This window comes from Achromobacter sp. PD1 (genome assembly GCF_048541815.1).
In the GTDB taxonomy this organism is placed as follows: Bacteria; Pseudomonadota; Gammaproteobacteria; order Burkholderiales; family Burkholderiaceae_B; genus Achromobacter; species Achromobacter bronchisepticus_A.
On the sequence record NZ_CP183349.1, the window covers coordinates 580,744 to 605,995 of the forward strand.

Consider the following 25,252-nt stretch of genomic DNA (forward strand, 5'->3'; position numbering starts at 1 on the left):
ATGGCCCGCCATCCTCTTTCCCCGCCCGCCGTCGGCGGCGTTCCGGCCGCCCTGGCCCTGCTCGACCGGAGCGCCGCCATGACCGTCGCCAGGCCACCCGCCCCTCCGCCCGCGCCGGTGCGCCGGCGCCTGTCCCTGCGCTGGCTGGTCAGCGGCGCGTCGGTCACGGCGCTGTTCCTGGCCTGGTACCTGGCCACGGGGCCGTTGGAGTTGTTGAGCCCGGTACAGCTGCCGTCGCCCGCCGACGCCTGGGACGCCCTGCTGGAGATCGCTGGGGAAGGCTATGCCGACGGTACGCTATTGCAGCACATCGCGGCCAGCACCGGACTGGTGCTGTACGGGTTTGCAGCGGCGGCGTTGACGGGGGTGCCGCTGGGCATCCTGATGGGGCAGAACCGGCTGGTCGAGGCCTACGTCAATCCGGTGTTCCAGATTGTCCGGCCGATCGCGCCCATCGCCTGGATTCCGCTGACCATCCTGTGGTTCGGGCTGGGCACCAGCGCCAAGGTCTTCGTCATCTGGCTGGCAGCCTTCGCGCCGACCGTGATCAATACCTACACCGGCGTGCGCAACATCGACGACACGCTGCTCCAGGCGGCGCGCGTCAATGGCGCGGCGGGCCGCCTGATGCTGCTGGACGTCATTGTTCCAGGCGCGCTGCCCGCCATCTTCACGGGTCTGAGGACCTCGCTGCAGGCCTGCTGGATGGTGCTGGTGGCGGCCGAGCTGGTTGGCTCTTTCGTCGGCCTGGGCCATGTGCTGATCATCGCCACCCGCGACCTGAACTCGGGAATGATAGTGGTGGCCATGGCCGCCGTGGCCAGCATGGGCATGCTGATGTCGGCCCTGCTGGCGCAGGTCGAACGCAAGGTGATGCCATGGAAAGCCTGAGCCGCGCCGGCCCGTCCCGCGCGCGCGCCCTCGTGTCGCGCCGCGTGCTGGAACGCTGGCTGATGCCGGCGCTGGGCATCGCCACCCTGTTCGGCAGTTGGGCATTTCTGTCCGGGCTGGGCCTGGTGTCCCCGGCCTTCCTGCCTGGACCGCTGACGGTGCTGCGCAGCATGGCCGAGCACACGCACGAACCTTATGCGGGCTCGGTGCTGCAGATGCATCTGCTGGCCAGCCTGGAGAAATTCCTGATCAGCTTCTCCATCGCGGTCCTGCTTGGTGTCCCGCTGGGCTTGTTCATGGGGCGTTTCAAGGCGCTGGATTGGGCGGTGGCGCCGGTGTTCGAAGCATTCCGCTTCATTCCCCCGATCGCCTGGGTGCCGTTCGCGATCTTCTGGTTCGGCACCGGATTCCTGTCGCCCACGCTGGTGATATTCGCCGGCGCCTTCGCGCCCTGTGTACTGAACGCCTATCGCGGCGCCAGGCAGATCGACCGCGCCTTGATCGAGGCCGGCCAGATGCTGGGGGCGGGGCGCTGGACGACGCTGACGGAAATCCTGCTGCCGGCCGCATTGGCGCACATCGTCGCTGGCATCCGCGTCGGCGCGGGGTTCGGCTGGCAGTCCTTGATCGGCGCGGAACTGATCGTGGGTTCGACCGGGCTGGGCTACATGATCGTGCAGGGCGGCAGCAATCTGGAGCCCGCCATCGTGATCAGCGGAATGATCACCATCGGCCTGATAGGCGCAGGCATCGACTACGGCATGCGCGCCTTGCAGCGCAGGGTGCAGCGCGACTGGTCGCGCTGACCCCGGGAACAAAGGAGGGAGTACAGGCAGGCAGTGCAGGCAGCGTCATTTCATACTGGAGAGAGACAGATGAAACACTACAAAGGCCTCAAGGCCTTGGCAGCGCTCGTGATCGGGTGCTGGCTGGGGGGACCCGGACAGGCGGCGGCCCAGGCCGCGCCGGCGGGAGATGAACTGTTCACCATCCGCATCGGTCAGCAGCCGCAGCGGTGGGCGCTGGAGTGGTACATCGCCAGCGAGAAGGGGTGGTGGAAGGAGGTGGGCCTGAAGCCTGAGATCTCGACCTTCGCTTCCGGCGCGGTCGAAATCGCGGCGGGCGCGTCCGGATCATGGGACGTGGGCGGGGCGGGCAATATTCCGTCGCTGCTGGGCGCGTCGAAGTATGGCTTGCAGACCATAGGCATCGCCGACGGTGAGGCCGCCATCATTACGCTGATGGCCACCAAGGACCGGGCGGACGAGTATCTCAAGAACCCGGCGCTGCTCAAGGGCAAGACCATTCCCGTCACCAGCAACTCCACGGGCCAGTGGGGCGCCACGGAATGCCTGTCGAAGAAGTTCGGCCTCAAGCCCGACGACTACCGTTTCGTGAACCTGTCGCCGCCCGACATCAATGCCGCGGTAATGAGCGGCAAGTACGACATTTCCTCGGTGTGGGCTCCCAATACCTACATCCTGGAAGAGGCCATAGGCGCAAAGGTGATCTGCACCGGCGCCGAGCTGAAGATGCCTATCCACAGCTACCTGTTCACGACGCCGGACTTTGCCAAGAAACATCCCGACAAGGTCGCCCGCTTCCTGGCGGTCTACCTGCGCGCGGTGGCCTGGCAGCGCGCGCATCCCGAGGAGGCCCGGGCGTATCTGAAGGCCTTCTTCGGCAGCGTGGGCGTGAAGTTCCCCGACAAGTACCTGGCGCAGGAGTTGCGCGACCGTCCGGCTTTCGACCTGGCGGAGCAGACCAAGTTGTTTGCGCTGGGCCCGGGCGGCTCCTCGGAGATCGTGGGCTGGTGGAACAGCGTGGGGGAATTCATGGTGTCCGTGGGCGTGGTCAAGAAGATCCCCGATCCCAAGACCATGGTCACGGGCAAGTATCTGCAGATGATCCAGGACGATCCCAAGCTCAGGGCCTTCGTCGCCGATGTCGCCAGGTAAGCCGGCGGCCGCGGCTCTCAACAAAGGAACGCAAGCATGAGTCAGATTACTTTCGAGCGGGTGCAGCGCACGTTCAGCCGGGGCGGGGAAAGCTTCCTGGCCCTGGATGACGTGAGTTTCGAGGTGGGCGAGAGGGAGTTCGTTTCGATCGTCGGGCCGTCCGGCTGCGGCAAGACCACGCTGATGCGCATGGCGGCCGGCCTGGAGTTTCCCTCGGCCGGCAGCGTGCGGGTGGGTGGCAAGGAAGTCGAGGAACCGGGACCGGACCGCGCCGTCGTGTTCCAGCAGTTTGCACTGTTTCCCTGGAAGACCGTGACCGAGAACATTGGCTTCGGCTTGAAGTGCAAGGGCGCCTCGCGCGAGGCGCGGGCGCGGACCGTGGCGCGCTACATCGAACTGATGGGCCTGGCGGGCTACGAGCAGGCCTATCCGCACCAGCTGTCCGGCGGGATGCAGCAGCGCGTGGCCATCGCCCGCAGCTACGCGCTGGATCCCGACGTGCTGCTGATGGACGAGCCCTTCGGCGCGCTGGACGCCCAGACCCGCGTGGTCATGCAGGAAGAACTGGTCAAGCTGTCCCGCCTCAATCCGCGCACCGTGCTGTTCATTACCCACAGCGTGGAGGAAGCGGTGTATCTGTCCGACCGCGTGGTGGTGCTGACCGGCCGCCCGGGACAGATCAAGGAAATCATCAACGTGGCCGACGTGCGCAAGCGCGAGGACTGGGACAGCATGGAGCGGATCGAGGACGTGATGGACATGGAGGCATTCGTGCACCTGCGCACGCACATCTGGAAGTTGCTGCGCGCGCAGGAAACCGAACCGCTGGATGCCGCCCTGGCCGCGGCTCACTGAAGGGAAGCGTAGATGAAGCACATCAATGAAGGCGCGGCGCCTGCCGCGAAACCCTCGCGGCTTGCCGCCCTGCACACCGACACGCCGTGGTGGCGGCTTACCGCCACCGCCGCGGATGCGGGGGCCATCGCGCCGCGCGAGATGGTCCGCATGCTGGAGCAGTTGATACTGATCCGGCGCTTCGAAGAGAAGCTGCTGAAGCTGAGCGTGGCCGGCATCCTGCATGGTCCGGCGCATTCCAGCATCGGCCAGGACGGCGCCGCCGTGGGCGCCATGTCGGTGCTGGAGTCGGCCGACAAGATCAACGGCACCCACCGCATGCACCACCAGTTTCTTGCCAAGGCGCTGAACCACGCCACACCGGCGGACTATTCGCCGTTGGACTCGGAAACGCTGGATTCGCACCGCGAGGTGGTCTACCGGACTTATGCCGAGATCCTGGGCCTGACGCCGGGTTATTGCGGCGGCCGCGGCGGTTCCATGCATCTGCGCTATCCCGAGGCCGGCATCTATGGATCCAACGCCATCGTGGGCGGCAATCCGTCGCATGCGGTGGGTTACGCCTTTGCCGACAAGCTGCGCGGGCGCGATCATGTGTCGGTGGCCTTCTTCGGCGACGGCGCCATGCAGAGCGGGGCGGCTTACGAGGCCATGAACCTTGCGGCGCTCTACAACGCTCCCACCATCTTCTTCGTGGAAAACAACCTGTACGCCGTGTCCACCCACGTGTCGGAACAGACGCGCGAAACCCGCTTGTCGGCGCGCGGCCTGTCCCTGGGCGTGCCGGCGATCGAGTTCGACGGCATGGACGTGGTGGCTGCGCGCCTGGCCATGCAGGAAGCTCGGGCCATCATCCGCCGCGACGGCGGGCCGGTGCTGCTGGAAGCGCAGACCTACCGCTACCTGCACCAGTCGGGCGCGCTCAAGGGCAGCGCGTTCCGCTACCGCGACAAGGACGAGGAAGAGGCTTGGGGCGCGCGCGATCCCATGTCGATGTTTCCCGCGCAGCTGAAATCGCTGGGCCTGATCGACGATGCCGGCATCGCCCGCCTGGAGCGCCGCGCGGACGAATTGATAGACGGCGCGCTGGGGCGGCTGCTGGAGCATTACGGCGACGAGGCGGCGCAACGCATCCGGCCGGAACTGTGGCCGGACCCGGCCAGCGTGGACAGCGGTATCCGCGGCAACCTGGGCGAACTCGCGGGCCAACGCGCCATCGAGCTGGAGGAGCAGACGCCAGCGAGCCTGGCGGACGCCAAGTTCCAGGACGTGATTTCGCGCGCCATGCTGCTGAACATGCAGCGCGACGACGGCATCTTCATCCTGGGCGAGGATGTGCATCGCCTGAAAGGCGGCACGGCCGGCGCTACCAAGGACATAGGCGATCACTTTCCGGAACGCCTCATCGGCACGCCCATCTGCGAGAACGGTTTCACTGGCCTGGCCTTGGGCGCGGCGTTGAATGGCATGCGGCCCGTGGTGGAGATCATGTATCCCGACTTCGCGCTGGTGGCCGCGGACCAGCTGTTCAACCAGATCGCCAAGGTGCGCCACATGTTCGGCGGCAAGTTCGCAGTGCCGGTGCTGGTGCGCAGCCGGGTCACGGCGGGCACCGGCTATGGCTCGCAGCATTCCATGGACGCCAGCGGCCTGTTTGCCCAGTATCCAGGGTGGCGGATCCTGGCGCCATCGCGTCCCTATGACTATATCGGCCTGCTCAACGCCGCGCTGCGCTGCGACGATCCGGTCCTGATGGTGGAATACAACGACCTGTTCAAGACGGTGGGCAAGGTGCCCGCCGAGGACTGGGACTACATCGTGCCGATCGGCCGGGCCCGGGTCGCGCGCGAGGGCGCACGCTGCACCATCCTGACCTACGGCGTCATGGTCGAGGTCTGCTGCCAGGCGGCGGAACGTACGGGCATCGACGTCCAGGTGATAGACCTGCGCACGCTGGATCCGCTGGGCATCGATTGGGACACCATCGCGGCCGGCGTCAAGCGCACGCAGGCGCTGATGATCGTGGAGCAGACTACCCGCGGCACCTCGATCGGCTCGCGGGTGGCGAGCGAGGCGCAGTCAAGGCTGTTCGACTGGCTGGACCACGAGATCGTGCACGTTACGGGCGCCAATTCCTCGCCCGTGGTCTCCAAGGTGCTGGAGCGCGCCGCATTGGCGGACGCGCAGGCCGTGGAGATGGCCCTGAAATCCATGGACAGCCGCCGCGGCGGCGCCCGCTGAACCGGACGCCATAGGAGAGAAAAATGCTCAAAGACAAACTGCTAGCCACGCATCACACGGCCGTCTGCGTCAATGATTTCGAACGCGCGCGCAACTTCTATACCGGCTTTCTCGGCTTCGAGCTGGAGGGCGAGATGGACCACCGCAGCGAGCCCGCGCTGGGCGAAGTGGTCGGCCTGCCGGGCGCGACCATACGCTGGGCCATGCTGCGCCATGGCGGACACCGGGTGGAACTGTTCAAGTACTACACGCCGGAAGGCGACAGGCAGCCCCGCCGCCAATGCGATTTCGGCTACAGCCACGTGGCCTTCGAAGTGGAGGACGTGGATGCCGTATACGAGCAGGCCACGCGCGCCGGCTATGAAAGCGTGTCCTCGCCGCGTGTCATGCGGCAAGGGCGCACCAAGGTGTTCTATCTGATGGAGCCGGAAGGCGCCATCACGGAGTTCATCCAGTTCATGAATCCGGCGGCCTGACGCTGCGCTGGCGCAACTCCGCTTGCCGGGGCGCGCATCGATCTTCGAAGGAACAAGCATGACGAGAACGCTGGATATGGTCGTCCCGCCGACAGGCGAGGCCCTGGACGCTGCCCGCCTGGTCGCCTGGATCGTGGCGCCTGGGCAGGCCTTCAAGACGGGCGACGTGCTGGTCGAAATCGAGACCGACAAATCCATCATCGAGGTGCCCGCGCACGACGACGGGGTCATGGTGGAACATCTGGTCGCGGTGGACGGCCTCGTCAACGCGGATACAGTGATCGCGCGGGTACAGATGGAAGGCGAGGCTGTGGCGGCGAGCGCGGGCGGCGCGGCGACGCAATCCGCGGCGGCAAAGCCTGCGGATGCCGCTGCCGCGGCGGCCGTTGTCGCGCCGCCAGCCGCGCCGCCTGCCGCGCGGACGCCGGCGGCCTCGCCGTCGTTGGCGCATCCTGTCGCGCAGCCTTCGGTAGACCGCAAGTTCGCCACCCCCGCCGCCCGCCGCGTCGCGGCCGAGCGCGGCATCGCACTGGACGCAGTGGCGGGGACCGGGCCCAACGGCCGCGTGACCGTGGCGGATGTCGGTCAGGCAAGCGCCAGCGGACAGGGCAGCATGCAAGCCCGCGGCGCGCCAGGAGAAAAGCGCGAGGCCTGGGCGAACACCCGCCACGGCGAAGTCCGGTTCACGGTGTGGGAAGGGGGGCGCCCGGGCAGCCAGACGGCGGTGTTGATCCACGGCATGTTCGGCGACCGCGACGCCTGGGCCAGCCTGGCGCACGCGCTCAGCCGCGCCGGACTGCGCGTGCTGGCGATGGACCTGCCTTGCCATGGCGCCACGCGTTCGCAGGCCACGCGCTTCGAACATATCGTCGATGCGGTGGCCGACACGGTGGCGTCCCAGTGCATCGGACCCGTGAACCTGATTGGCCATTCTTTTGGCGCGGCGGTGGCGGCCCGGGCGGCATCCCGCCCCGGCATGGCCGTGGATAGCCTGGTCCTGATCGCGCCGGTCGGGCTGGGCACTGAAATAGACCAGAGCTTTCTGACGGGCATGACGCATGCCGGCACCAATGAGGCGGCGCAGCGCGAGCTGCGGAAGCTCACCGTCTCCGGCATGACTCCGTCGGGAAACTTCATCGACGCCTTGCGCCAGAGCACGCAGGCGCGGCGCGAGCCCCTGATCGAGTTATGCCGGGAGGTGGGCTGGAACGGCGTGCAGCAATTGAGCATCGCAGCGGACCTGGCCAGCCTGCAGTGCCGCTGCACGTTGATCCACGGCCGGCGCGACGCCGTCATCCCCTGGCGCCACGCGCTGAATGCGCCAGCCAGGACCGCGCTGCATCTGCTGCCGGATGCCGGCCACATGCCGCAATGGGAGGCCGGCAAGCTGGTGGCGGATATCGTGCTCGGGGCGATGGCGCGGCCCTGATGGTATGGCGGATGGGGCTTGGCGTTTGCCGGGACGGCCGGCGCGGAGTCAGCCCTTCAACCCGATGCGCCGCGCCAGCTTGTGCAGATTGCTGGAGTCCACGCCCAGGGCGCGCGCGGCATGGGCCCAGTTGCCCTGGTGCGTCTCCAGCGCCCGGCGGATGGCCTGGCGCTGGCAGGCGTCCACGGCCTCGCGCAGCGTCTGGTCAGGACCGGCGGGCGCGTCGGCGTCCTCCTGAGGCGCGGCCAGCGGCATGTCGCCGTCGGACAAGTCCAGCAGCTTGGCGCCCAGCGTCACGATCTCGTTGCGCGTGGCGCCGTGGCTGACGGCCTTGATGGCGGCCCGGCTGATGACGTGCTCCAGTTCGCGCACGTTGCCGGGCCAGCGGTAGCGGCGCAGCATGTCCTCGGCCTCCGGCGACAGCCGCAGGCTGCGCAAACCCAGGCGCGCGCGGTTCAGTTCCAGGTAGCGGCCCGCCAGCAGCAGCACGTCGTTGCCGCGGTCGCGCAGCGGCGGAATGGGGATGGGATAGACCGATAGCCGGTGATAGAGGTCGGCGCGGAAATCGCCGACCCGCACCAGGTCGCGCAGGCTGCGGTTGGTGGCGGCCAGGATGCGCACGTCGACGCGGCGCGGCCGGTCGTCGCCCAGGCGCTGGATTTCGCCGTTCTGCAAGGTGCGCAGCAGCTTGGCCTGCACCAGCAGCGGCAGTTCGCCCACTTCGTCCAGGAACAGCGTGCCGCCGTTGGCGGCTTCGAAGCGGCCGGGCCGGTCGGCCACGGCGCCCGAGAAGGCGCCCTTGGCGTGGCCGAACAATTCGCTTTCTGCCAGCGATTCGGGCAGCGCGGCGCAGTTCACATGCACCAGCGGCTTGTCGCGGCGGCGCGAGAGGCGATGCACGCGATGCGCGAACAGTTCCTTGCCCACGCCGGTTTCGCCCAGCAGCAGGATAGGCAGCTCGGAATCCGCCACCACCTGGATTTCGTGCAGCAGGCGGCCGATGGCTACGCTTTGCCCCAGGATCTCGCTGTTGTCGGCGACGGCGCTGTCGGCCGGTTCGGCGCCGCGCGCCACGCGCAGCGCGCGGATTTCGGCTTCCAGGCGCGTGGTGCGCAAAGCGGCTTCCAGCAGCACGATGTAGTCGCGCAGGTCGGACTGGGCCTCGGCGTCGAAGGTGCCGACTTCCAGGGCGTCCAGGGTCAGCACGCCCCAGGGGCGGCCCTCGATGTGCAGGCTGGTGCCCATGCAGTCGTGCACCGGCAGCGGTTCCCCAGCCATGCCGTTGATCAGGCCGTCATAGGGATCGGGCAGGGTGCTGTCGTGGTGGAAACAGGTGACGCCGCGCCGCGCCAGGATGGCCGCCAACCGCGGATGCTGTTGCACGGCGAAACGGCGGCCCAGGGCGTCTTGCGTCAGGCCATCCACCGCGATGGGGCGCAGATGGTCTTCCTCCAGTTGCAGCAGCGCCACCGCGCCGCAGCGGAAGTGCGTGCGCAGGCTGGACACCAGCCGCTGCAGGCGGACGGCGGGGGGCAGGTCGGCGACCAGATCGGCGAGCAGGAGGTTTTGCATGGGGTGAATTTTACCGTTCGGGGTGGATAAAACCTCGACCTGCCAGGGTGATATTCACCCTTTAATTTGCAATTCATTGATAAATAGCAAGTTTTTCCTGGCACGGATTTCGCATTGCTTCCAGTACCCGTCACGAACTATGGAGAGACGCGATGAGCATGGTTGAGCAATCCCTGGGCCAGTTGGCCCGCAGCATCCCCGGCGCCACGCAGGTGTTTCATGAGTACCAGCTGGACTTCTGCTGTGGCGGCAAGAAGAGCCTGGCCGAGGCGGCGGCCCAGCGTTCGTTGGACGCGGCGCAGATCGAGGCGCGCCTGATGGAGCTGGCGCGCAGCCCGTCCCACGAAACGGATTGGGGGCTGGCCTCGCCGGCCGAACTGGTCGACCATATCCTGGCGCGCTACCACGAGGTGCACCGCCAGCAATTGCCCGAGCTGATCCGGCTGGCGCTCAAGGTGGAGCAGGTGCACGCCGACAGCCCTGACTGCCCGACCGGCCTGGCCGATCACCTGCGCGTGATGCAGCAGGAGCTGGAAAGCCATATGCAGAAGGAGGAACAGGTGCTGTTCCCGATGCTGGCCCGCGGCCATGGCGCCATGGCCGGCATGCCCATCATGGTCATGCGCGCCGAGCACGACGACCACGGCGTGGCGCTGGAACGGCTGCTGGCGCTGACCCACGACATCACGCTGCCGCGCGCCGCATGCAACACGTGGCGGGCGCTGTACCTGGGATTGCGTACCTTCAAGGAAGACCTGATGGCGCACATCCACCTGGAAAACAACATCCTGTTCGAGAACGCGGCCAGCCCGGCGGCGCACGCGCACAGCTAGCGCCCGCGTTCGGGCGTTGCAGCCGCTAGCGGCGTTCCGGCGGAACGCCGTCCAGGCTGCGGCGCAAGGCGTCGTGCGCGGCCAGGTCGACCGGACGATGCTTGCGCTCGGTGCTGGCCGGGTACTTGCCCAGGAAGTTGCCGCCCTTGCGGTCGCTGGCGGGGCGTACCGGCCGGGGCGCGAAGCCGCCGCCGCAATTGGGGCAGACATTGCCCAGCAATCCTTCGGCGCAAGCGGCGCAGAAGGTGCATTCAAAACTGCATATGCGGGCGGCGGCGGAGTCTGGCGGCAGCGCCGCATCGCAGTGTTCGCAGCTGGGTCGCAAGGCAAGCATGTGGCCTCCTGGGGGGGCAATAGTCGGGTCCAGCCGCCAGGGTAGGCCGGCATGCCCGGCCGCGCCATCGGGGTTACGGACAGAAAAGAAGTGAAAACGGCCAGGCGGGCGACGCTTGGCGGACGCCGGCCGCCTGTACACTCGAAAATCCTTTCGAGGCACAGGGGATTCTTGATGGCGGGAAGCAGCTTCTTCGCACTGTTCGACGATATCGCGACCATATTGGACGACGTGTCCGTCATGACCAAGGTCGCGGCCAAGAAAACGGCCGGGGTGCTGGGCGACGACCTGGCGTTGAACGCCCAGCAGGTTACGGGCGTGCCGGTCAACCGGGAACTGCCGGTCGTCTGGGCGGTGGCCAAGGGCTCCTTCATCAACAAGCTGATCCTGGTGCCGGCGGCGCTGCTGATCAGCGCCTTCGCGCCCTGGGCCGTGACGCCCCTGCTGATGGTGGGCGGGGCCTTTCTCTGCTACGAAGGCGTGGAGAAGCTGGCGCACAAGTTCCTGCCGCACGGCGATTCGGACGAAGGCAACCACGCCGCGCGCGCCCAGGCCCTGCAGGATGATACGGTCGACATGGTGGCCTTCGAGCGCGACAAGATCAAAGGCGCGATACGCACGGACTTCATCCTGTCGGCGGAAATCATCGTCATCAGCCTGGGGGCGGTGGCGGGCGCCGACTTTACCCGGCAGGTGCTGGTGCTGTCGGTCATCGCCATCGCGATGACGGTTGGGGTCTACGGCCTGGTGGCCGGCATCGTCAAGCTGGACGATCTGGGCCTATACCTGAGCCAGAAATCGTCCCAGGCGGTGGCCTGGCTGGGCCGGCGCATCGTGGGTGCGGCGCCCTATCTGATGAAGACCCTTTCGGTGGTCGGCACCGCGGCCATGTTCATGGTGGGCGGCGCCATCCTGACGCACGGCATTGCGCCGGTGCAGGCTGCGGTCGACCAGGCCGCCGCCGCGGTGGGCGGGGGCGGGGTGGTGCAGGCGCTCACGGCCACCTTGCTCAATGCCTTGTTCGGCATCGTGGCCGGAGCCGTGGTGCTGGGGGCGGTCAGCCTCGCCAAGCGGCTGTTCAAGAAAGGCTGAGGCGGACTGGCGCCGGCCCGCTGAGCGGGGGCGCCGGCGCCATCCAGGGGAGCGCCGCGGCGCTCCCTTTTTACGTTCCTAGGGAATCCCCTGCCTTGTTGTGCCGGAATACGTGCGCCTAAAATTGGCGCCAATTTATGTGATCATTATTTCGACCACCGGCATAGACCATCGGCCCCGCGGCCATGGAAACGAGGAAATCATGCAGTCCAACGCAGCACCCGCCATCCAGCCCGACGCCGCCCGCGCGCGGGCCATGTACGACCTGGGCCACAGCACCGTCTTCGCCGCCCGCTCCGACCCGCGCTTTTCCTACTGCACCTATGTCCCGCCGCACATCGACAGCGCCAGGCATCCCATGCAGCTGGTGGTGATCATGCACGGCACCGGTCGCGCCTTCGTGGAATACCGCGACGCGTTCGCGGAGTTCGCCCGCTGGAACGACTGCATCGTGCTGTGCCCGCTGTTCCCCGTAAGCCCGCTGGGCGACGGCAACCGCGACGGTTTCAAGCAATTGCGCGAAGGCGACATCCGCTACGACGAGATCCTGCTGGACATGGTGGCGGAAGTGGGCGAGAAGTTCGGCTGCGACTTCAAGAAGTTCGGCCTGTTCGGCTATTCGGGCGGCGGCCAGTTCGTCAACCGGTTCGCCTACCTGCACCCCGAAAGCCTGTGGGCCGTGTCGATCGGCGCGCCGGGCTCGGTCACGTTGCTGGATCCCAGCCAGGATTGGTGGGTGGGCGTGCGCGATGCCGAGGCCCGTTTCGGCAAGCGCATCGACATCGAAGCGCTCAAGCAGGTGGCGGTCCACATGATCGTGGGCAAGGCTGACCTGGAAACCTGGGAAATCACCCACCGCGAAGGCGGCAAGTTCTTCATGCCTGGCGCGAACTCCGCCGGCAGTACCCGCCCGGAGCGCCTGGAGTCGCTGCGCCGTTCGTTCGAAGCGCAGGGCGTGAACGCGGTGCTGGACGTGGTGGAAAACGTGCCGCATGACGGCTTGAAGTGCGTGGGCCAGGTGCAGGACTTCCTGGCCGCCGCCCTGCGCAAGCTGCGGCATGAAGACAACTGAGACCGGCGGACGCGGCGCTTGCGGGCATCCGCGAGTCCGCGACCAGGAATAGGAGAGGGGCATGCTGCGTTTCGCGCTATCCCGGATCGTCATGGCCATACCGACGCTGCTGATTGTGGCGGTGGCGGTGTTCGTGATGATCCGGCTCATCCCGGGCGACCCAGCCCAACTGCTGCTGGGCGACCTGGCGACGCCGGCCGCGCTGGCCGACCTGCGGGAGCGGCTGGGGCTGGACCAGACCTGGCTTACCCAGTTCGGCATCTGGTTCGGCAACATGCTGCACGGGGACCTGGGTTCGTCCATCAATACCGGCCAGCCGGTGCTGCCGCTGGTGTGGGACCGCTTCCTGATCAGCGGCCGCGTGGTGGTGGTGGCGGTGCTGTTCGCCGCGCTGGTGGCGGTGCCGGCCGGCATGATCGCCGCCTGGAAGCAGAACAAGGCACCCGACCTGTTCCTGGTCGGCACGGCCACGCTGCTGGTGTCGATTCCGACCTTCTGGCTGGGCCTGCTGCTGCTGATCTTTTTCGGCCTCAAGCTGCAATGGCTGCCGGTGGTGGGCTACGTGTCCATCGGCGAAGACTGGAAGGCCGGCCTGTTGTACCTGGCCATGCCCATCCTGACGCTGTTCCTGCATGAGATCGGCGTGCTGATGCGCATGGCGCGGGCCAGCACGCTGGAAGTGCTGCGGCTGGACTACATCACCCATGCGCGGGCCAAGGGCCTGTCGGAATCCGCGGTGCTGATGCGCCACGCCTTCCGCAATGCCTTCGGTCCCACCTGGACGCTGATCGGCCTGGTGCTGGGCAACCTGCTGGGCGGCATCGCGGTGGTGGAGACTGTGTTCACCATCCCCGGCCTGGGACGTCTGCTGGTGGACTCCATCTTCGCCCGCGATTACCCCGTGATCCAGGGCTGTCTGCTGTTCGTGGGCGTGGTCTACGTGATCGTGAACCTGTTCATCGACCTTTGCTATCCCCTCTTTGACCCGAGAGTGACCGCCGAATGAAAAAGCGAATTGCAGCCAACGCGCTACTGGGCGGCGTCATCGTGGCGCTGATGCTGGTGGCGGCCATCATGGGCGCCTTCTGGACACCGCATGACCCGCTCAAGATCAACTTCGTGGCGCGCCTGAAGCCGCCGGGCGGCGAGTTCCTGCTCGGCACGGACGAATTCGGCCGTGACGAGCTGTCGCGCCTGCTGGCCGGCGCCTCCAGCAGTGTCTGGATCAGTTTGCTGACGGTGAGCTTCGCCATCGTCGCGGGCACGATCGTCGGCACCCTGACCGGCTTTGTGCGGGGCTGGACCGACCGCATCATCATGGCCTTCAACAACGCGCTGCTGGCCTTTCCCGGGCTGTTGCTGGCGCTGGGCCTGCTGGCAGTAGTAGGCGCCAACAAGTACGGCATCATCCTGGCGCTGGGCCTGGCCTATACGCCCTCGGTGACGCGCATCGTGCGCGGCACGGTGCTGTCGCTGCGCGAGAAGGAGTTCATCGAATCCTCGCGCGTGCTGGGCAACTCCGAGCTCTACACCATGTTCCGCCACGTGCTGCCCAATTGCGTGGCGCCGCTGACGGTGCTGGCCACTTCCATGTTCGGCTGGGTGATCCTGGCGGAAAGCGCGCTGTCCTTCCTGGGCCTGGGCGTGCCGCCTCCCGCGCCCACCTGGGGCAACATGCTGGCCGCGGCAAGGCCGTTCATGGCGCAGGCTTCCTATCTATCCATACTTCCCGGCCTGGCCATCGCGCTCGCGCTGCTGGGAATCAATCTGCTGGGCGACGCGGTGCGTGACCGCTTCGATCCCCGCATGAGGGGCGTGTAATGAGCGCATTGGTATCCGTATCGAATCTGTCGCTGACCGTTGGCCCGGGCGGGCGCGAAATCGTCAGCGGCGTGTCCTTCGAGGTGGCGCCTGGCGAGATGGTCGGCATCGTCGGGGAATCCGGCAGCGGCAAGACGCAGGCCGCGCGCGCCATCATGGGCCTGACGCCATCGCCGCTGGTGGTGGCCGGCGGCTCCATCAAGTTCGAAGGCGTGGACGTGACGCAGGCGTCCCCGGCCGCGCTGCGCAAGCTGCGCGGCGCGCGCATCGGCATGGTGTTCCAGGAGCCGATGACCTCGCTGAATCCGTCCATGCCCATCGGTCGCCAGCTGGAGGAGGGCCTGCGCCTGCACCGCAAGGGCCTGTCCGCCGCCGCGCGCCGCGAACGCATCCTGGAAATGCTGCGCCGGGTGGGCATCCGCGATCCCAAGGGCGCGATGGAAGCCTGGCCGCACGAGTTCTCCGGCGGCATGCGCCAGCGCATGATGCTGGCGTCCGTGATGTTGCTGGAGCCCGCGCTCCTGATCGCCGACGAGCCCACCACCGCGCTGGACGCGGTGGTGCAGCGCGACGTGCTGGAGCTGATGGTGGACCTGACCCGCGAACACCATACGGCGGTGCTGATGATCAGCCACGACCTGCCGATGGTCGCGCGCTACACCGAGCGCATGGTGGTGATGCAACACGGCAAGGTGCTGGAGACAGGCGCCACCGCCAGCATTCTGGAGCGGCCGCAGCACCCCTACACCCGCAAGCTGCTGGACGCCATGCCGCGCCGGCTGCCGGCGCGCCAGCTGGGCAAGGAGCCGCCCATCGTCGAGGTCAAGAGTCTGGTGGTCGACTACGCCGGCCATCAGCGGCTGTTCTCGCGCACCGGCGCCAAGCGCGCGCTCAACGGCATCGACCTGCACGTCAAGCCGCGCGAAGTGGTGGCGGTGGTGGGCGGCTCCGGTTCGGGCAAGACCACGCTGGGACGGGCCATCGCTGGATTGCTGGCGCCGACTTCGGGCCAGATCCTGTTCCGCGGCCAGGCCTTGAACCGCCGTTCGGCCTCCTGGCGTGATTACCGGCTGAACTGCCAGATGGTGTTCCAGGATCCGTATTCCTCGCTGGACGCGCGCATGACCATCGGCCAACTGGTGGGAGAGGGCCTGCGCATGCTGGACGACATGCCCGCGGCGGAGAAGCGCCGCCGGGTGGACGAAGTGCTGGCCGAAGTGGGCCTGGGCTCCGAGTACGCCAAGCGCTATCCCCACGAGATGTCGGGCGGCCAGCGCCAGCGTGTGGCAATTGCCCGCGCCATCGTGCGCCGTCCGGCCTTCGTCATCGCCGACGAACCGGTGTCCGCGCTGGATGTGACCGTGCGCGCGCAGGTGCTGGACCTGTTTGCCGACCTGCAGGAACGCCATGGCTTTTCCTGCTTGTTCATCAGCCACGACCTGGGCGTGGTGGAGCAGGTGGCCGACCGCGTGGTGGTGATGCGCGACGGCGGCATCGTCGAGCAGGGCTCTCGCGACGCGGTGTTCGACCAACCGCAAGAGGAGTACACCCGCAGCCTGCTGTCGGCGATTCCGGCGCTGGAATCCACCGATACCGGCGGCGTGCGCCTGCGCTGGCGGCTGGACCAGCAGCAGCCGTTGCGGGCCAGCGCCTGAGGGGCGGGTATCCCAGGGGGCGCAGGCGCCGTCCCCCGGGAATACTTACGCATAAAATACGCGCTTCGGATTTGATAGACGGGAGTGGTCCATGCCGAAAGCGGCAACGGCGCAACCCGGCCTGGTTGATCGCATCGCCCACGATATACAGGCGGGCGTTTACGGTCCCGGCGCCTGGCTGAAACAGATCGACCTGCAGGAACGCTACGACGCCAAGCGTCTGGACGTCCGGCGGGCGCTAGACCAATTGGCCGCCAAGCGGCTGATCGCGCACATCCCGAACCGGGGTTATCACGTCTACGCCATGGATCCGGACCAGCATCTGCAGATCCGCGACATCCGCATCCTGCTGGAAACGGGCGCGGCGGCGGACCTGATGCCCAACGTCACCGTGGCCAAGGTCAAGGCGCTGCGCACCCTGGCCGAACGCTTCGCCAAGCTGCTGCAGGACGGCACGCTGCTGGAGCAGTACGAGGTCAACCTGGCTTTCCACGCGGGCATGTACGACATGTGCCGCAACCGCGAACTGGTCGCGCTGATCCACGAAACCCGGGCCCGCGGCCCGGCGGCGCCGGCCAAGGAATGGGTGACGCGCTCGCGCATCGAGATTTCCGCGCGCGAGCATTTCGACATGGTGGACGCGCTGGAAGCGCGCGACGTCAAGCGCCTGCAGAAAATCATTGCCCAGCACGTGGGGCAGGACATCTCCTGAGGCGGCCGGCGCAACCCGCGCTGCAAGCATGCGGCGGCCTTCGGAATGAAGGCCGCCGTTTTTCATTCCGGTGGCGCCTTCAGGGATACCCCCGATAGCGGAGCGGCGCATTCCGCTCATAATGGGCAGCTAATTTTGGCGCCAATATATGCGTGAATTTTGCGCCGCACGCCGGGGAGTCTTTGCATGCACCATGTTTTCGTACCTAGAGCGCTCGCGCTCAGCCTGGCGCTGGCCGCCGCCGGTTCGGCCCAGGCCGCGCTGCTGACCATCGCCCAGCCCGCCGACATCCGCTCGACCAACCCCGGCGTCAACCGCGACAACACCACCGACGGCGTGATCCTCAACATCGTCGAGGGCCTGGTCGGCTATCGCGAGAACGGCACCGTGGGACCCTTGCTGGCCAAGTCGGTGGACCTGTCGGAAGACGGTTTGACCTATACCTTCAAGCTGCGCGACGGCGTCAAGTTCCACAACGGCGCCGCGCTGACCTCGGCCGATGTGGTCTGGAACTGGCAGCGCTACATGGATCCCAAGACGGATTGGCGCTGCCGCAGCGACTTTGACGGCCGCAACGGCCTGAAGGTGACGGACGTGTCCGCGCCCGACGCGCAGACCGTGGTGATGAAGGTGGACCGCAAGTCGGCCGTGTTCCTGGATTCGCTGGCCCGCACCGATTGCGGCATGACCGCCATCATCTCCAAGGATTCGGTCGCCGCCGACGGTTCCTGGATCAAGCCGGTGGGCACCGGCCCCTACATGTTCAAGGATTGGAAGCGCGGTGAATACACCTTGCTGACGGCCTACAAGGATTACGTCTCGCCCGCTGGCGACAAGCCGGACGGCTACGTGGGCTCCAAGCGTCCGCTGGCCGATGAGGTCAAGTTCCTGGTGGTGCCGGATCCTTCCACTTCGAAGGCGGGCCTGTTGTCGGGCGCCATCGACGCCGCGCAGATCACCAACACCGATGTGGGCGAACTGAAGAACGCCAAGAACCTGACGGTGTTCAGCCCGCATGACGCGGTCAAGCACGTGCTGCTGTTCCAGACCGAGGATCCGGTGCTGAAGAATGTGAAGATCCGCCAGGCCATCGCCGCCTCGCTGGACATTCCGCAGGTCGTGGCCGCGGCCTCCGAAGGACTGGGCCAACTGAACAATTCCGCGGTCTACGCGGGTTCGGCCTATTACAAGGACGCGGAAAAGCGCGGCTACAAATACGATCCGGCCCGGGCGCAGCAATTGCTGAAGGAAGCCGGCTACAAGGGCGAGCCCGTGATCATCTACGCCAACAAGCGCGCCCACGTGCCGAGCTATCAAGTGGCGGTGATCGCCCAGGCCATGATGCAGGCGGTGGGCATCAACGCCAAGATCGAGGTGCTGGAATGGGCCACGCAGCTGGACCGCTACAACACCGGCAAGTATCAGATCAGCTCGTTCTCGTTTTCTTCGCGCCTGGACCCGTCGCTGAGCTTCGAGCAGTTTTCGGGCGACAAGACCAAGCAGCCGCGCAAGGTCTGGGATGACCCCGCGGCGCAGAAGCTGATCGACGAGAGTTTCCTGGAATCCGATCCGGCCAAGCGCCAGGCGCTGTTCGACCAGTTGCACGCCCTGATGCTGGAACAGACCCCGATGCTGATGCTGTACAACGGCGCGGACGCCTGGGCATCCAGCAAGCGCGTGGAAGGATTTTCGGTCTGGGAAGGCAAGCCGCGGGCCTGGGAAACCAAGGTCCGCGACGGCAAGTAGGACGCTTGATGGCGCCGGGCCGCGCTTGCGGCCCGGCGCCAGCCGCTAGTCGAGCTTCACGCCCGCCTGCTTGATCACCGCGGCCCAGTCGCGCACTTCATTGCCCAGGAACGCGCTCAGCTCCGCCTGCGTGGACGGCGCCAGGATCAGGCCCTCGTCGGCAAAGCGCTTGCGCAGCTCGGCGTTGGTCAGCACTTTTTCTAGCGCCGGATGCAGGCGCTGCACCACTTCCGCTGGCACGCCCGCGGGCGCCATCAGGCTGTACCAGGTGGTGGCTTCCAGTCCCTTCACGCCTTGCGACGCAGCGGTGGTCACGTCGGGCAGGGCGGGCGACTTCTCGATGCCCGTCACCGCCGCGGCGCCAACCCGGCCGCCCTTGTACTGCGGCAGCATCTCCACGACCTGCGTCACGCCCATGCTCAATTCGCCCGAGGCCACCGCCAGCAGCACCGGCGAGCTGCCCTTGTAGGGCACGTGCACCAGTTTTCCGCCCGTGGCCAGGTTCAGCACTTCACCGGTCAGGTGGGTGATGCTGCCCGCGCCGGAAGAGCCGAAGGTCAGCTTGCCGGGATCCTTGTTCGCCAGCGCGATCAGTTCGGGCAGATTCTTCGCCTGTAGGCCCGGATTGACCGCGAATACCAGCGGACTCTTGCCCACCAGGGTGATGGGCGTGAAATCCTTCACCGGGTCGTAGTTCAGGTTCGGATACAGGCTGGGCGCGATCGCCAGCGTGGACACGTTGCCCAACAGCAGCGTGTAGCCATCCGGCTCCGCGCGCGCCACCGCATTGGTGCCGATGGTGCCGCCCGCGCCGGCGCGGTTTTCCACGATGACCTGCTTGCCCAGCGTGTCGTTCAACTGCTGCGACAGCGCGCGCGCCAGGGTGTCGGCCGCGCCGCCGGGCGGGAAGGGCACGACGATGCGGATCGGCTTGCTGGGATAGGCCTCGGCTTGCGCCGCCGGGCTCAAGCCCAGCGCCAGCAACCCGGCCAGGGCCGTGGCCAGCAGGCCGCGGCGATTGATTTTCTGGTACTTCGACATGCTGCTCTCCTGATGAGAAAACGTGGGCGATGCAGAAAACGAATCAGCGCGCGGCGCCCTGGGCGGCCGGATGGTGCGCATGCCAGTGGCGAGCGATGTCGGCGCGCCGGCAGACCCAGACGTCGCCGTGCGCCGCCACGTGGTCCAGGAAGCGCGCCAGGCCTGCCGCGCGGCCCGGCTGGCCGACCAGCCGCAGATGCAATCCCACGGACATCATCTTGGGAGCCGTGGCGCCTTCCTCGTACAGCATGTCGAATGCGTCGCGCAGGTACTCGAACAGGTCCTGCCCCGTGGCCATGCCGCCGCGGATGAACTTGGCGTCGTTATTGGCCAGGCCGTAAGGCACCAGCAGGTGGGGCTTGCCGCCGACCTCGGTCCAGTAGGGCAGCTCGTCGTTATAGGTATCGGAGTCGTACAGAAAGCCGCCTTCCTCGGCCAGCAAGGCGCGGGTGTTCAGGCTTGGGCCGTAGCGGCAGTACCAGCCCAGCGGGCGCGAACCCACCGTGCGGGTGATCGATTCCACGGTGCGGCGGATGCGCTCGCGCTCTTCTTCCCGCGTCAGGTTCTGGTGCCGTTCCCAGCGCCAGCCGTGCGCGCACACGTCATAGCCCGCCGTCTTGATGGCCTCGCAGACCTCCGGATTGCGTTCCAGCGCCAGGCCGCAGCCCAGTATCGTGGCCGCCATGCCGCGTTCCTGCAGCAGCCGGTGCACGCGCCAGAATCCGATCCGGCTGCCGTACTCGAACATCGATTCGGCCGCCAGGTCGCGCCCGGCGAAGCCGCCGGCGCCTCCCTCGGTCAGGCCGGTCTCGGATTCAGCGTCGCCGTCCGGCACCGAAGGCTCGCCGCCTTCCTCGTAATTGATGCAGAGGTTCAACGCCAGGCGCGCGCCGCCCGGCCAACGGGGATCGGGCGGGTTGGCGCCGTAGCCGACGAAATCGCGGCGCAAGTGCGGATGATCGGTAGTCATAGCGGGGCTAGCCATCGAGGTAGGGTCAATCGGAAATCGAAACCAGGGCGTGCGGAGCCGGCGCCTGCCAGAACTCGTCGTCATCGCCGCGGCCGGTTTGGCCCATCAGGACCAGGAACTCCGCCGGGCCCTGCAACACGGTCAGGCCGTGATGCCAGACGCCCACGCGGTAGCACACGCCCTGGCTGCCAGTCGCGAGAAACGCTTCCAGCCGCGCCATGTCGGGCAGATCGTCGGCGCCGGTCGGCGCCACCACCACCAGATAGGGCGAGTCCGTCAACGGCACGAAGCTCTGCGCCGCATGGCGGTGGCGTTCCATCAGCCGGATTTCCACCGGCCCCGGCGCCGCCGCCTGCACCCGGCTGACCCAGCCTGCCTGGCGAACCACCTCGGGCCCATGCCGCATGGGCTCGGTCAGATAGTGACGGCGCTCCGCGCCCTGGTGCGCGATCACCTCGCCATATGGCGCAAAGGCCTCGGGCGTGAGCGGCCGCGGGCGGATCACGCGCGGGGATGTGTCCAGGTCACGCGCCATGGCTCAGATACCCCAGCGAATTCACATAGCTGCGCCGCACGTTCTCCAGATGGGCCGCCATCGCCTGCCGCGCCCGGGCCGACTCGCCCGACAGCAGCGCTTCCACGATCGCCAAGTGTTCTTCCCGCGCCTGCACCTGCCGTTGCGGCAAGCGCTCCACATCGCACATCCGCACCTGCCGCCGCGTCGCCGTGATCATCGTCGCCAGATTCCGGTTGCCGCAGTACGCCGCCACCAGATCGTGCAGCGCGTTATCGACCTCCCAATCCGACTTCTCGTCCGGCGTCTTCGCATCCAGCAAGGCCTGCAAGCGCGCCCGCAGCCCTTCCAGCGGCTCCGCCGGAATCCGCCCGGTCGCCATCGCCGCCGCCTCGCTTTCCAGCAGGCTGCGGATCTGCAGCAATTCCAGCAGGTCCGTCACGCCAAACGAGCGCACCACGATGGATCCGTTGGACAGCCGCTCCAGCATCCCTTCGCCCAACAACCGGTTCATCGCCGCGCGCAACGGCGTGCGCGACACCTCCAGCTCATCCGCCAGCCGGCGTTCCTCCAACACTTCCCCCGCCGGAATCCGGCGCGAAACGATCTGGTCCAGCAGGGTCTGATAGGTGCGTTGAGTAGCGTTCATGTGTGTTGCAGCGTAAGAAAAAAGCGCGGACGACAGAGACTCCGAGTTGCCGCCGCGCGTAACGGATGAGAAGGTACCCCACTGGTATCCCAAAGAGATACCAGTAGTATCCCTAATAGGCGTGGCCGGATACGGCCAGGCAATCAGAGTGGCGAGAAAAGGGGAGAAGAAGGGAAGGCAGAGCGAAAGCGGAGAAAAAAACGGAAAGGAAGGTGCGGGGGGAGAAAACCGCAGGAGAGAAAAAACAAGACCCACGCCAGCGCGCCAGCGCACACCGCTCCGACGCCCCACCACCAAGTAAGCTGAATGCGGCCGCGCAGGCGGCCGCATTCAGCGGGCCCCGCAAACCTCGCCACTACCCACGGGTCTGACGGCGCAGCGAACCAAGAAACTCGTAGCCCGGCGGTGCGGGCCTGGTGGCTGCGAGCAACCTCGATGCGCCCGAGGGAATCTGAAGGAGTCGCCGAAGGCGAGGACGAAGATGACGAAGGGGCAGTCCGGAGCGAACGCTCCGGACCGCAATCGTGGGCGCGAGCAGCCACCAGGCCCGCGCCGCCGGGCGACCTACGAAGACCGCACCGGCACCAACAAAGACAACAAAATCAACATCAAGGAGCCGAAACCCGCTCCACCTCCCATGCCCGCGGCTTCTTGACCGCCCAAGGCTGATACCCCCTGATATCCGCCCGATAAGCCCCAATATCCAACCCGTTATACAAAGGAATACTAGGCACATCCGCCAGGAACAGCCTATGCAGCTGATCAAACGAAGCCTGCCGCTTCGCATGATCCGTATCCGACGACGCCGCCTCGATCAGCTTCAGCGCGGCGGGATTGTCCCAGACCTTGCGCGGCTGCTTCGCCTTGTCCCCCGTCACCATCTCGTAGTTCAGCGCCGCGTCCAGCCGCGCCGAATAAGGGAACGTCATCATCTGGTAGGTGCCCGCGTTATAGCGGTCCAGCTGCGTCGCCCACTCCACCACCGACAGCTGCGCCTTGATCCCCACCGCCTGCAACATCGCCTGGATGATGACCGCCGAGTTGTACGACTGCGGATAGCGCTTGGTCGTCAGGATCGTCAGATCCTGCCCCTTGTAGCCCGCTTCGCCCAGCAGCTTCTGCGCCAGCGCCGGATCGTAGTTCCAGCCCTGCTTCTGCGCCGCGTCGTAGTAGGGCGAAACCAGCGGCACGATCGAATTGTTGGGCTGGGCCAGGCCTTCCGTCACTGCCGCCGCCAGTTGCTGGTAATCGATCGCGTGCGCCAGCGCCTGCCGCATCTTGGGATTGGCCAGCACCGGATCCTTGGTCTGCATCAGCAGCGCCGTCATGCTCATCACCGGCGCATGCGCCACCTTGACGTTCGGCGTGCCTTGCAGCACCGGCACGTCGCTATTGGACACGTCCTCGATGATGTCGATGTTGCCGCGCTGCAGGGCCGCTTTGGCGGTGGAGTCGTCCGGCACGATCAGGAAGCGCACCTCGTCCACCAGCGGCCGCTTCGATCCCGTATAGCCGTCGCGCTTGCCGTCCAGGTTCGAATAGCCCGCGAACTTCGTCAGGCGCACGTACTCGCCACGCTTCCATTCCGCCAATTCGAATGGCCCGGTGCCGATGGGCTTGTCCCAGGAACCGTCCGCGCGCACCGAGTCCTTGGACAGGATGCCGGTGCCGCCGCAGTCGGCGCGCGCCAGCGTCGCCAGGAACAGGCTGCTGGGCTTTTCGACGTGATAGACGACCGTTTGCGCGTCCGGGGCTTCCACGCCCGTCACCTTGACCGTGCCGCGCCCGTCGAACTCGCTGGCGCAACGCCAGCCCGAATTGGCCGCGGTGTAATGCTGCCAGGTCCACAGCACGTCGGCCGACGTCATCGGTTTGCCGTTGTGGAACGTGATGCCTTCGCGCAGCTTGAAGGTATAGGTCTTGCCGTCCGGGCTGATGTCCACCGACTTGGCCAGCAGCGGCCGCACCTCGGCATCCTCGCCGTAGGCCACCAGGCCCTCGACGATGTGCAGCACCACCGCGTCGCTGTTGCTGTCGCGGTTGACTCCGGGTTCGGTGGAGCGGATATCCGCCGTCAGTGAAATGCGCAGCGGCGGGGCCGATTGCGCCCAGGCCGCGCCGGCCATGGAACCCAGCGCCAGCGCAACCGCGGCGCTCAACAAATGGTTTTTCATCGATACGTCTTCCTGGGGTTGCGCGGGCGCGCCGCTTCAGGCGGCAGCCAGCAGTTCGGGTTCGGCGCTCAGGCTGTAGCGGGTGAAACTGCGGTTCAGCGCCGGCAGCGGCGCGACTTCCATCAGGCCGGCTTCCGGCTCCATGATCACCATCGCCACCGTGGCCGACAGGTTGTCGTGGCTGCCGGGGCGCGGCGGACGGCAGACCGAATAGGGCGCGCCGAAGTCATCGAACAGCGCGCGCTTCAAGTCTTCGCGCGTCAGCTTGGATTGCTCGTTCAACAGGCGGCGCACGCGCCAGTCGCGGTAGGCGCTTTCCGGCGTGCTGGCGCGGCCCGTGTCGCGCAGCTTGCACAGGGCCACGTCGCTGACCCAGTGGTTGGCGTGGACGATGAGGTCATCGCTGCCCGGGTAGATGGGGAAGGCTTCGTCGGTGGTGCATTCGTAATCGACCCCGAAACCCGCCGCCATGCCGATCATGATGTTGTTGGAGCAGGACTTGGGCGTGGTTGCCACCGCCTTGATCGCCAGCGCGAAGTGTTCCTGTTCCAGCACCTTGCGGCGGATCAGCGACAGCGGCACGCCCAGCTGGCGGAAGTCGCGGTCGGATTCCAGGTAGTTGGCGGTGATCGAGACGCCGGCGCTGTTCAGGCCGCTGCGCGCCAGGCCGCCCGCTTCGACGAAGGTCAACATGTCGGGGCCGTTGTCGTTGCGCACACGCAGCACGATCGCGGTCTCGGCGCATTCCGCGCGCCAGTCCCAGTTCTGGCCATGGATCAGGCGGCCGTTGGCCGAGCGCGTCGGCAGGATCAGCGCGCCGGTGCAGCCGTCGCCCGGCTCCAGTTCGGCGGCCTTCTTCTTTTCGGCGCGGGCCTTGGCGATGACTTCGGTGCGGGCGTTCACCATCACGATGTCTTCGAACGGCACGTCGGCGCCCGCGGCGATGCCGCGCATCTCTTCCAGGTAGTGCGGCGCGAAGTTCTCGATCTCGCGGGCGAAGCCGTTGATCAGCTGGGTGCGCGCCATGGCGTCGTAGCCCAGGTCGACCAGGGTCTGGCCGTACATCTTGGCGCTCTTGCGCACGCGGTCGGCAGCTTGCTGGCCATAGGAGCGGCCGCGGGCCTCGGGCGCGCCCGAAACCGATACGAAGGGAAATTGGGTGATCTGGGTCATGGACATAGGGCGGCGCGCCGCGCCGCAATCTGGGGTGGAAATTG

General features: G+C 66.9%; 23 protein-coding genes. 15 read left to right on the top strand and 8 right to left on the bottom strand.

All coding sequences use genetic code 11. From position 1 onward, the window contains the following. From ACM1PE_RS02720 to ACM1PE_RS02750, 7 genes are all read left to right on the top strand, one after another. Window positions 1-891 carry an ABC transporter permease gene (locus ACM1PE_RS02720; protein WP_251877516.1) on the top strand — a complete coding sequence of 297 codons (891 nt, stop codon included), beginning with the start codon at window positions 1-3 and terminating at the stop codon, window positions 889-891. Beyond that, window positions 879-1,697 carry an ABC transporter permease gene (locus ACM1PE_RS02725; protein ID WP_059375069.1) on the top strand — a complete coding sequence of 273 codons (819 nt, stop codon included), beginning with the start codon at window positions 879-881 and terminating at the stop codon, window positions 1,695-1,697. Before ACM1PE_RS02720 ends, ACM1PE_RS02725 begins: the two co-directional genes overlap by 13 nt. 69 nt (window positions 1,698-1,766) lie before the next feature. After that, on the top strand, window positions 1,767-2,849 hold the full coding sequence (locus tag ACM1PE_RS02730) for an ABC transporter substrate-binding protein (RefSeq protein ID WP_419342520.1): 1,083 nt from the start codon (window positions 1,767-1,769) through the stop codon (window positions 2,847-2,849). A 36-nt stretch (window positions 2,850-2,885) separates the two neighbouring features. Beyond that, window positions 2,886-3,704, top strand: a complete 819-nt coding sequence (locus ACM1PE_RS02735; RefSeq protein ID WP_054450398.1) for an ABC transporter ATP-binding protein — start codon at window positions 2,886-2,888, stop codon at window positions 3,702-3,704. Window positions 3,705-3,716: 12 nt separating this feature from the next. Beyond that, entirely contained in the window at window positions 3,717-5,945 is a 2,229-nt protein-coding gene (locus ACM1PE_RS02740) for an alpha-ketoacid dehydrogenase subunit alpha/beta (RefSeq protein ID WP_419342521.1), read from the top strand. Between the two features lie 23 nt (window positions 5,946-5,968). Continuing rightward, window positions 5,969-6,421, top strand: a complete 453-nt coding sequence (locus tag ACM1PE_RS02745) for a VOC family protein (protein ID WP_059375061.1) — start codon at window positions 5,969-5,971, stop codon at window positions 6,419-6,421. Between the two features lie 58 nt (window positions 6,422-6,479). Continuing rightward, a complete protein-coding gene (locus ACM1PE_RS02750; RefSeq protein WP_419342522.1) occupies window positions 6,480-7,850 on the top strand; it encodes an alpha/beta fold hydrolase in 1,371 nt (456 codons plus the stop codon). A 48-nt stretch (window positions 7,851-7,898) separates the two neighbouring features. On the opposite strand, the gene norR is transcribed toward ACM1PE_RS02750, so the two are convergent. After that, entirely contained in the window at window positions 7,899-9,422 is a 1,524-nt protein-coding gene (norR, locus tag ACM1PE_RS02755; protein WP_251877502.1) for a nitric oxide reductase transcriptional regulator NorR, read from the bottom strand. 152 nt (window positions 9,423-9,574) lie between these two features. On the opposite strand from norR, the gene ytfE reads away from it, so the two are divergent. Continuing rightward, window positions 9,575-10,255 carry an iron-sulfur cluster repair protein YtfE gene (gene ytfE, locus ACM1PE_RS02760; protein WP_306633837.1) on the top strand — a complete coding sequence of 227 codons (681 nt, stop codon included), beginning with the start codon at window positions 9,575-9,577 and terminating at the stop codon, window positions 10,253-10,255. A 25-nt stretch (window positions 10,256-10,280) separates the two neighbouring features. On the opposite strand, the gene ACM1PE_RS02765 is transcribed toward ytfE, so the two are convergent. After that, complete coding sequence (locus ACM1PE_RS02765; protein ID WP_059375050.1) at window positions 10,281-10,589, bottom strand: DUF1272 domain-containing protein; 309 nt, start codon at window positions 10,587-10,589, stop codon at window positions 10,281-10,283. Between the two features lie 174 nt (window positions 10,590-10,763). On the opposite strand from ACM1PE_RS02765, the gene ACM1PE_RS02770 reads away from it, so the two are divergent. The 7 genes from ACM1PE_RS02770 (at window position 10,764) to ACM1PE_RS02800 (ending at window position 18,687) form a co-directional block, all read left to right on the top strand. After that, entirely contained in the window at window positions 10,764-11,681 is a 918-nt protein-coding gene (locus ACM1PE_RS02770) for a DUF808 domain-containing protein (RefSeq protein ID WP_251877498.1), read from the top strand. 202 nt (window positions 11,682-11,883) lie between these two features. Beyond that, a complete protein-coding gene (locus ACM1PE_RS02775) occupies window positions 11,884-12,753 on the top strand; it encodes an alpha/beta hydrolase (protein ID WP_251877496.1) in 870 nt (289 codons plus the stop codon). Between the two features lie 61 nt (window positions 12,754-12,814). Further along, window positions 12,815-13,759, top strand: a complete 945-nt coding sequence (locus ACM1PE_RS02780; RefSeq protein ID WP_054450419.1) for an ABC transporter permease — start codon at window positions 12,815-12,817, stop codon at window positions 13,757-13,759. After that, window positions 13,756-14,574, top strand: a complete 819-nt coding sequence (locus ACM1PE_RS02785) for an ABC transporter permease (protein ID WP_059375034.1) — start codon at window positions 13,756-13,758, stop codon at window positions 14,572-14,574. Before ACM1PE_RS02780 ends, ACM1PE_RS02785 begins: the two co-directional genes overlap by 4 nt. After that, a complete protein-coding gene (locus tag ACM1PE_RS02790; RefSeq protein WP_419342523.1) occupies window positions 14,574-16,229 on the top strand; it encodes an ABC transporter ATP-binding protein in 1,656 nt (551 codons plus the stop codon). Before ACM1PE_RS02785 ends, ACM1PE_RS02790 begins: the two co-directional genes overlap by 1 nt. Window positions 16,230-16,320: 91 nt before the next feature. Continuing rightward, window positions 16,321-16,941 (top strand): GntR family transcriptional regulator, encoded by a 621-nt coding sequence (locus ACM1PE_RS02795; RefSeq protein ID WP_059375031.1) that lies wholly within the window; start codon window positions 16,321-16,323, stop codon window positions 16,939-16,941. A gap of 186 nt (window positions 16,942-17,127) precedes the next feature. Next, a complete protein-coding gene (locus ACM1PE_RS02800) occupies window positions 17,128-18,687 on the top strand; it encodes an ABC transporter substrate-binding protein (RefSeq protein ID WP_306633833.1) in 1,560 nt (519 codons plus the stop codon). 45 nt (window positions 18,688-18,732) lie between these two features. Here the strand turns inward: ACM1PE_RS02800 and ACM1PE_RS02805 are convergent, their stop codons facing one another. The 6 genes from ACM1PE_RS02805 to ACM1PE_RS02830 all read right to left on the bottom strand — a co-directional run bounded on the left by ACM1PE_RS02805 (window position 18,733) and on the right by ACM1PE_RS02830 (window position 25,208). Further along, window positions 18,733-19,728 carry a Bug family tripartite tricarboxylate transporter substrate binding protein gene (locus ACM1PE_RS02805; RefSeq protein ID WP_059375028.1) on the bottom strand — a complete coding sequence of 332 codons (996 nt, stop codon included), beginning with the start codon at window positions 19,726-19,728 and terminating at the stop codon, window positions 18,733-18,735. Window positions 19,729-19,771: 43 nt separating this feature from the next. After that, window positions 19,772-20,698 (bottom strand): allantoinase PuuE, encoded by a 927-nt coding sequence (locus ACM1PE_RS02810; protein WP_059375026.1) that lies wholly within the window; start codon window positions 20,696-20,698, stop codon window positions 19,772-19,774. Window positions 20,699-20,723: 25 nt separating this feature from the next. Beyond that, a complete protein-coding gene (locus ACM1PE_RS02815) occupies window positions 20,724-21,233 on the bottom strand; it encodes an ureidoglycolate lyase (RefSeq protein WP_059375024.1) in 510 nt (169 codons plus the stop codon). Then, window positions 21,223-21,861, bottom strand: a complete 639-nt coding sequence (locus ACM1PE_RS02820; RefSeq protein ID WP_059375022.1) for a GntR family transcriptional regulator — start codon at window positions 21,859-21,861, stop codon at window positions 21,223-21,225. The genes ACM1PE_RS02815 and ACM1PE_RS02820 overlap by 11 nt, the downstream gene beginning before the upstream one ends. Before the next feature lie 608 nt (window positions 21,862-22,469). After that, window positions 22,470-24,035 (bottom strand): ABC transporter substrate-binding protein, encoded by a 1,566-nt coding sequence (locus ACM1PE_RS02825; RefSeq protein WP_419342524.1) that lies wholly within the window; start codon window positions 24,033-24,035, stop codon window positions 22,470-22,472. Between the two features lie 36 nt (window positions 24,036-24,071). Continuing rightward, window positions 24,072-25,208 (bottom strand): C45 family autoproteolytic acyltransferase/hydolase, encoded by a 1,137-nt coding sequence (locus ACM1PE_RS02830; protein WP_118931906.1) that lies wholly within the window; start codon window positions 25,206-25,208, stop codon window positions 24,072-24,074. Window positions 25,209-25,252 lie beyond the last annotated feature (44 nt).

Excerpts from the sequence above, each read along its gene's own strand:
- ACM1PE_RS02720 (WP_251877516.1), top strand. The coding sequence starts at position 1 with ATGGCCCGCCATCCTCTTTCCCCGCCCGCCGTCGGCGGCGTTCCGGCC.
- ACM1PE_RS02725 (WP_059375069.1), top strand. The coding sequence starts at position 879 with ATGGAAAGCCTGAGCCGCGCCGGCCCGTCCCGCGCGCGCGCCCTCGTG.
- ACM1PE_RS02730 (WP_419342520.1), top strand. The coding sequence starts at position 1,767 with ATGAAACACTACAAAGGCCTCAAGGCCTTGGCAGCGCTCGTGATCGGG.
- ACM1PE_RS02735 (WP_054450398.1), top strand. The coding sequence starts at position 2,886 with ATGAGTCAGATTACTTTCGAGCGGGTGCAGCGCACGTTCAGCCGGGGC.
- ACM1PE_RS02740 (WP_419342521.1), top strand. The coding sequence starts at position 3,717 with ATGAAGCACATCAATGAAGGCGCGGCGCCTGCCGCGAAACCCTCGCGG.
- ACM1PE_RS02745 (WP_059375061.1), top strand. The coding sequence starts at position 5,969 with ATGCTCAAAGACAAACTGCTAGCCACGCATCACACGGCCGTCTGCGTC.
- ACM1PE_RS02750 (WP_419342522.1), top strand. The coding sequence starts at position 6,480 with ATGACGAGAACGCTGGATATGGTCGTCCCGCCGACAGGCGAGGCCCTG.
- norR (WP_251877502.1), bottom strand. The coding sequence starts at position 9,422 with ATGCAAAACCTCCTGCTCGCCGATCTGGTCGCCGACCTGCCCCCCGCC.
- ytfE (WP_306633837.1), top strand. The coding sequence starts at position 9,575 with ATGAGCATGGTTGAGCAATCCCTGGGCCAGTTGGCCCGCAGCATCCCC.
- ACM1PE_RS02765 (WP_059375050.1), bottom strand. The coding sequence starts at position 10,589 with ATGCTTGCCTTGCGACCCAGCTGCGAACACTGCGATGCGGCGCTGCCG.
- ACM1PE_RS02770 (WP_251877498.1), top strand. The coding sequence starts at position 10,764 with ATGGCGGGAAGCAGCTTCTTCGCACTGTTCGACGATATCGCGACCATA.
- ACM1PE_RS02775 (WP_251877496.1), top strand. The coding sequence starts at position 11,884 with ATGCAGTCCAACGCAGCACCCGCCATCCAGCCCGACGCCGCCCGCGCG.
- ACM1PE_RS02780 (WP_054450419.1), top strand. The coding sequence starts at position 12,815 with ATGCTGCGTTTCGCGCTATCCCGGATCGTCATGGCCATACCGACGCTG.
- ACM1PE_RS02785 (WP_059375034.1), top strand. The coding sequence starts at position 13,756 with ATGAAAAAGCGAATTGCAGCCAACGCGCTACTGGGCGGCGTCATCGTG.
- ACM1PE_RS02790 (WP_419342523.1), top strand. The coding sequence starts at position 14,574 with ATGAGCGCATTGGTATCCGTATCGAATCTGTCGCTGACCGTTGGCCCG.
- ACM1PE_RS02795 (WP_059375031.1), top strand. The coding sequence starts at position 16,321 with ATGCCGAAAGCGGCAACGGCGCAACCCGGCCTGGTTGATCGCATCGCC.
- ACM1PE_RS02800 (WP_306633833.1), top strand. The coding sequence starts at position 17,128 with ATGCACCATGTTTTCGTACCTAGAGCGCTCGCGCTCAGCCTGGCGCTG.
- ACM1PE_RS02805 (WP_059375028.1), bottom strand. The coding sequence starts at position 19,728 with ATGTCGAAGTACCAGAAAATCAATCGCCGCGGCCTGCTGGCCACGGCC.
- ACM1PE_RS02810 (WP_059375026.1), bottom strand. The coding sequence starts at position 20,698 with ATGACTACCGATCATCCGCACTTGCGCCGCGATTTCGTCGGCTACGGC.
- ACM1PE_RS02815 (WP_059375024.1), bottom strand. The coding sequence starts at position 21,233 with ATGGCGCGTGACCTGGACACATCCCCGCGCGTGATCCGCCCGCGGCCG.
- ACM1PE_RS02820 (WP_059375022.1), bottom strand. The coding sequence starts at position 21,861 with ATGAACGCTACTCAACGCACCTATCAGACCCTGCTGGACCAGATCGTT.
- ACM1PE_RS02825 (WP_419342524.1), bottom strand. The coding sequence starts at position 24,035 with ATGAAAAACCATTTGTTGAGCGCCGCGGTTGCGCTGGCGCTGGGTTCC.
- ACM1PE_RS02830 (WP_118931906.1), bottom strand. The coding sequence starts at position 25,208 with ATGACCCAGATCACCCAATTTCCCTTCGTATCGGTTTCGGGCGCGCCC.